The sequence below is a fragment of the Corallococcus praedator genome (assembly GCF_003612125.1).
GTDB lineage: Bacteria > Myxococcota > Myxococcia > Myxococcales > Myxococcaceae > Corallococcus > Corallococcus praedator.
This window is the reverse complement of record NZ_RAWI01000503.1, coordinates 1-5833: the sequence shown is the minus strand read 5'-3', so window position 1 is coordinate 5833 and position 5833 is coordinate 1. Positions and strand designations below refer to the sequence as shown.

Annotated in this window: 4 protein-coding genes; 2 read left to right on the top strand and 2 right to left on the bottom strand. The window is 71.3% G+C overall.

The window, feature by feature from the left end; translation table 11 throughout:
• The first annotated feature begins 161 nt into the window (after nucleotides 1-161).
• The gene (gene alr / locus D7Y13_RS37280) at nucleotides 162-1373 is read left to right on the top strand and encodes an alanine racemase (protein ID WP_120584644.1); all 1212 of its coding nucleotides are present in this window, start codon (nucleotides 162-164) and stop codon (nucleotides 1371-1373) included.
• A gap of 13 nt (nucleotides 1374-1386) precedes the next feature.
• On the opposite strand, the gene D7Y13_RS37275 is transcribed toward alr, so the two are convergent.
• Nucleotides 1387-2433 (bottom strand): lysophospholipid acyltransferase family protein, encoded by a 1047-nt coding sequence (locus D7Y13_RS37275; protein WP_233595734.1) that lies wholly within the window; start codon nucleotides 2431-2433, stop codon nucleotides 1387-1389.
• A 98-nt stretch (nucleotides 2434-2531) separates the two neighbouring features.
• Between D7Y13_RS37275 and D7Y13_RS37270 the strand changes: the two genes are divergently transcribed.
• A complete protein-coding gene (locus tag D7Y13_RS37270) occupies nucleotides 2532-5288 on the top strand; it encodes a M1 family metallopeptidase (RefSeq protein WP_120584643.1) in 2757 nt (918 codons plus the stop codon).
• A 103-nt stretch (nucleotides 5289-5391) separates the two neighbouring features.
• Here the strand turns inward: D7Y13_RS37270 and D7Y13_RS37265 are convergent.
• Nucleotides 5392-5833: enoyl-CoA hydratase-related protein (locus D7Y13_RS37265; RefSeq protein WP_208734527.1), on the bottom strand; the 442-nt coding region annotated here is incomplete at its 5' end.

Sequence of the window (5833 nt, the reverse complement as noted above, 5' to 3'; positions counted from 1 at the left end):
CCCCCACACGCCACCCGCGCCAGAAAGGGTTGTCGTCCGCGCACCCCTGTCCGCCCGAGTGGCATCCAGCCCCCCGTGGCTCCCGGGCCACGGACGCCCATGGCCCGGGCTTTGCTGGTAGACGGAAAAAAAGCAGCCGTGGTGCTGGACGGTGTGGAGGTGTGCACGTGGAAGAAGTCGGTGGTGGGCCTGGGGACGCGGTGCACTCCTCGTGGTTGGAGTTGAGCGCATCCCATCTCCGGCACAACGTGGAGGCCTTCCGCGCGCTGGAGTCCTCGGGGCCCACGCCCCGGGTGCTGGGCGCGGTGCTCAAGGGCAATGCGTATGGCCATGGGCTCGCCCAGGTGCTGCCGCTGGTGCACGCGGGCGTGGACGTCCTCTATTTCATCGCGCCGCGGGATGCGCTCACGGTGCGCGCGCACGAAGCCGCGCACGGCCTGCCCGCGCGGCAGGTGGTGGTCCTGGGCGCGGTGTCCCCCGAGGAGGCCGTCGTCCTGGCGCGCGAGGGTATCGACGTGGTGGTGGCGGACCGCTCCTGGGCGGACGCGGTGCCGGGCCTGCGCGCGGCGAAGCTTCCGCGCCCTCTTCGCGTGCACGTGCACCTGGACACGGGGCTGGGCCGCGAGGGCTTCACGGCGGATCAGCTCCCCATGGAGACGCAGTTCCTCGCGGACGCGCCCGACGTCTTCGAGACGGTGGGCGTGCTCAGCCACTTCGCCAACACGGAGGACGTGACGGAGCAGGGGTACGCGCTCGCGCAGTTGGACGCGTTCGAGACGGGCCTTGCGCACCTGACGGCGCAGCTGAAGCCCGCGAAGCCGTTGCAGCGCCACATCGCCGCGAGCGCCGCCGCGCTGGTGCTGCCCCGGGCGCGCTACGAGGCCGCGCGGGTGGGCATCTCCCTGTATGGCCTGTGGCCGTCGCCGGAGACGCGGCTGTCGGCGCGGCTGGTGCTGGGGGAGCTGCCGGTGCTCAAGCCGGTGCTGTCGTGGCGGTGCAAGAGCCAGGTGGTGAAGTGGCTGCCCGCGGGAAGCTACGTGGGCTACGGCTGCACGTACCGTTGCCCGGAGCCCACGCGCCTCGCGGTGCTGCCGGTGGGCTACTACGACGGCTACCCGCGCCTCGCGTCCGGCAAGGCGCACGTGCTGGTGAACGGGCGCCGGTGCGCGGTGCTGGGCCGCGTGATGATGAACCACCTGATGGTGGACGTGACGCGCGCCGTGTCGGACGAGCGCCCGTTGACGGCGACGCTGCTGGGCCGCGACGGAGAGGAGTCCGTGTCCGCCGAGTCCCTGTCCGGCTGGGCGCAGACCATCCACTACGAGCTGCTCACCCGCCTGGGCTCGCACCTGCGCCGCGTGGTGGTGGAGTAGGCGACCGCGTTCTTCAGTCCTTGCGCGCCGGCTCCGTGCCCTGCGTCAGGCCGGGCGACGCAGCGGTCACCAGCGCGGCGGGAGGCTGCACCTTCCAGCGGCGGTGCAGCCACAGCCACTGCTCCGGATGCCGGCGGATGGCGCGCTCCAGTCCCGCCGTCACCCGGGCCGTGTGCTCGGTGATGGGGTCCGCGAACTCGCCCGGCGCGGGTGCCGGAATGGGCCCCTCCACCTCCAGCCGGAACCGCGCTCCCGGACCCGGCGGACGCACGCCCACCACCACGAACACCGGCATGCCCGTGCGCTCCGCGGCCACCGCCATCGCGGGCGTGGTGGACGCGAGCCTTCCGAAGAACGGCACGAACACCGCTGCCTTCGCCGGCAGCGCCTGGTCCAGCAGCATGAACGCGGACTCGCCCCGTTGCACCGCGTCGGTGATCTCCTGGATGGCGCCCTTCGGATAGATGAGCCCCGCGCCCGCGCCCAGCCGGTTCTCCGCGATGCGCGTGTTCAGCGCGCCCTTGAGCGGCCGCACCAACGCGTTGAGCGGCACGCCCAGGCGAATGAGCATCTGCCCCACCAGCTCCCAGTTGCCGAAGTGCGCCGTCACCAGCAGCGCCCCCTTGCCCGTGGCCACGTGCGCCTTGAGCGCCGCCCACGCCTCCTCGCCCTCGATGCCTTGCTTGTCCCAATCCGGCGCCATCCGGTCGCCCGACGGCAGCGACTCCACCACCACGCGCGCCATGGTGATGTACGCACCTCTCGCGATGGCGTGCCGCTCCGCCTCGCTCTTCTCCGGCATCGCGTGCGCCAGGTTGTCCAGCGCCACCTTGCGGCGGATGCCCAGCGTGTAGGCCAGGTTCCCCACGAAGCGCGCCAGCGCGTCCCGGGCCCCGGGTGACAACGCGGTGAGCAACGCCCAGACGCCGCGCGTCAGCAGCGCCACGATGGGGCCGGGCGGCTCGCCGACGATGCGGCGCAGGTGCTCTGGTGGCTTCTTCCCCTCGGGAGGGGTGTTCGTTTGCGCTGGGGACGGATGGGCGGAGAGGGGAGCGGACACGGCCGAGCACTCCACCGCGAACACGACCTGACAGCAAGGCCACGCACCGCTTGCACATCGCTACCTTGCTCGGCCGGTCTACGACACACTGCCCGGCCATGCCCAACCTGCTCCGTCCGGTGGCCCTGGCCACCGTTACCTTCCTCGCGGCATGTGGTGCCCGACAGGGCAACGCTCCCGCTCCCGGCGCCGTCGAAACACCGCCGGTCGTCCAAGCCCCCGCCGCGCCCACGCCGCCGGAACTGCGGCTGCCCGACGACGTGCGGCCCACCCAGTACGCCATCGTGTTGAAGATGGATCCGAAGGTGGAGACCTTCGAAGGCACCGTCGACATCACCCTGGACGTGAAGAAGGCCACGAACCTCGTGTGGCTGCACGGCAAGGGCCTCGTCGTGAAGGAGGCCTCCATCGAGCAGGGCGGCGTCAAGCTGGCGGTGAAGCCGTCCTCCAGTGGCGAGGACTTCCTCGGCCTGTCGCTGGAGAAGCCCCTGGCCGTGGGCGGCGCGAAGCTGCACCTCGTCTACACGGGCACCGCATCCGAGCGCGAGACCTCCGGCGCCTTCCGCGTCAACGAGGGCGGTGACTGGTACGTCTACACCCAGTTCGAGCCCCTGGGCGCCCGCCGCGCGTTCCCGTCCTTCGACGAGCCCTCCTTCAAGGTCCCCTTCCAGCTCACCTTCCACGTGCCCGAAGGCAACGTGGCCGTCACCAACACGCCGCAGCTCGCGGAGGAGGCGGGCGCGGACGGCTGGCGCATCTTCCGCTTCGCGCCCACGCAGCCGCTGCCCAGCTACCTCATCGCGTTCGGCGTGGGCCCCTTCGACTTCCTGCCCGCGCGGGACGCGGGCCTGAAGCACGTGAAGACGCGCATCATCACGCCCAGGGGCCGCGCCAGCGAGGGCGCGTGGGCCGCGAAGGTGACGCCGGACATCCTGGAGCAGCTGGAGAAGTACTTCGGCATCCCGTACGCGTACGAGAAGCTGGACGTGCTCGCGGTGCCGCTGATGGGCGGCGCCATGGAGAACCCGGGCCTCGTCACGTTCAACTCGCGCCTCATCCTGTCCCGGCCGGAGAACGACTCGGTGGGCCGCCAGCGCGCGTTCGCCAACGTGCAGGTGCACGAGCTGGCGCACCAGTGGTTCGGCGACCTGGTCACCATGGCGTGGTGGGACGACCTGTGGCTCAACGAATCGTTCGCCTCGTGGATGACCCCGCGCATCGTGGAGTCGTGGCAGCCCACCTGGGACGCTCCGGTGGAGCGCGTGCAGGACCGCAACGGCGCGCTGGACGCGGACAGCCTGGTGTCCGCGCGCTTCATCCGCCAGCCCATCCGTAACAGCGGTGACATCCAGAACGCCTTCGACGGCATCACCTACGGCAAGGGCAGCGCGGTGCTGGCCATGACCGAAGCGTGGCTGGGCCGGGAGGTCTTCCAGAAGGGCATCCAGCGCTACATCCGCGCGCACGCGGGCGGCAACGCCACCGCGAAGGACTTCGTGGACGCGCTGTCCGCCGAGTCCGGCAAGGACGTGGCCTCCGTGATGAACAGCTTCCTGGACCAGACGGGCGCGCCCTTCATCACCGCGACCCTGCTGTGTGACGGCGGCAAGCCGCGCGTGGCCCTCACCCAGGAGCGCTACCTGCGCCTGGGCTCCAAGCTTCCGGACATGGCCCAGTCGTGGAAGGTGCCCGTGTGCGTGAAGTACCCGGGCGCCACGAAGGACGTCACCGCGTGCACGCTGATGACGGAGACGAAGGCGGAGCTGCCGCTGCCGGAGGCCAAGGCGTGCCCGGCGTGGGTGTTCCCCAACACGGAGGGCGCGGGCTACTACCGCGTGCGGCTGGCGGACGACACGCGCGCGAAGCTGATGAAGGCGGGCCTGACGAAGCTGTCCCGCGCCGAACGCGTGGTGCTGCTGGGCGACGCGCTGGCCCTGGCCCAGGCGGGCGTGCTGCCCGCGGCGGAGGCCCTGCCGCTGCTCACGCGCGTGGCGGAGGACCCGGACCGGCAGGTGCTGGAGGCGGGCATGGAGCTGCTCGACCTGGTGTCGTCGCGGCTGCTCACGCCCGCGCAGGAGCCGGAGCGGGCCCGCTACATCCGCGACACCTTCGGTCCGCGCGCGCGCAAGCTGGGCTTCAAGCCCCGCACGGGTGAGAGCGAGGACACGCGCCTGTTGCGGCCGCGCCTGCTGGAGCTCGCCGCCAACGAGGGCCATGACCCGAAGCTCGTCGCCGAGGCGCGCACCCTGGCGGACCAGTGGCTGAAGGACCGGCGCGCGGTGGCCCCGGAGATGGTGGGGCCGGTGCTCTCCATCGCGGCGAACCACGGCGATGCCGCCTTCAACACGAAGCTGGTGGAGACGCTGCGCGCGGAGAAGGACCGCTACACGCGCCAGCAGCTGCTGGGGGGCCTGTCCCAGGTGAGCGACCCCAAGCTCGTGCAGGAGAACCTGCAGATGCTGCTGGAGCCGAAGACGGACCTGCGCGAGAGCATGTGGCTGCTCTTCGGCGCGTCGCGCGACCCGCGCACGCAGGACGTCGCCGTGGACTTCGTGAAGAAGCACTTCGACACGCTGGTGGGCACCGAGGGCAAGCCGGGCCTGATGCCCGAAGGCATGGGTTCGCGGCTGCCCTACATCGGCGCGGGTTTCTGTGACGCGGGCAAGCGCCAGGAGCTGGCGGCCTTCTTCGAGCCGCGCGGCAAGCAGACGCCGGGCTCGGAGCGCGTGCTCCGGCAGGTGATGGAGATCGTCGACCAGTGCGGCGCGCTGAAGGAGAAGCAGGGCGACAGCATCCAGTCCTTCCTCTCCGGCAAGCCGGCGAAGACGCCCCAGGCTCCTCCCGCGCCCCTGTAGCGCGCCCCTGTAGGCCGTCTGTCATTGTCCTGAAACGACACCGGGCCCGCGTGACGTCACGCGGGCCCGGCTTGTTGGGAAGGACTTCGCGGGCGGAAAGGGACTACTTCCTGCCGCGCGTCATGAAGGACATGAGGGCCTCGCGGGCCTCGTCGGAGTGCAGGCGCTGGATGAACTCCGCGCCCTCGCGCTTCATCGTGGTCTCCACCTGCTCGCGCAGCGGGCCGCGGATGAGCTGCTTGGTCACCTTCAGCGCCTGCGCGGGGCGGGAGGCCAGGGCGCGGGCGCGCTCGGTGGCCACTTCCTTGAGCTGCGCTTCGGGGACGGCCTTGTTGATGATGCCGGCGCGCAGCGCGGTGGTCGCGTCGAACGGGTCGCCGAACAGCAGCAGCTCCGACGCCAGCGCGAAGCCCGCCGCGCGGGGGAGCAGCAGGCTGCTGCCGCCTTCCGCGCACAGGCCCAGGTTGACGAAGGGCATGCAGAAGCGCGCCTTCTCCCCGGCCACCACGTAGTCACAGTGCAGGAGCATGGTGGTGCCGATGCCC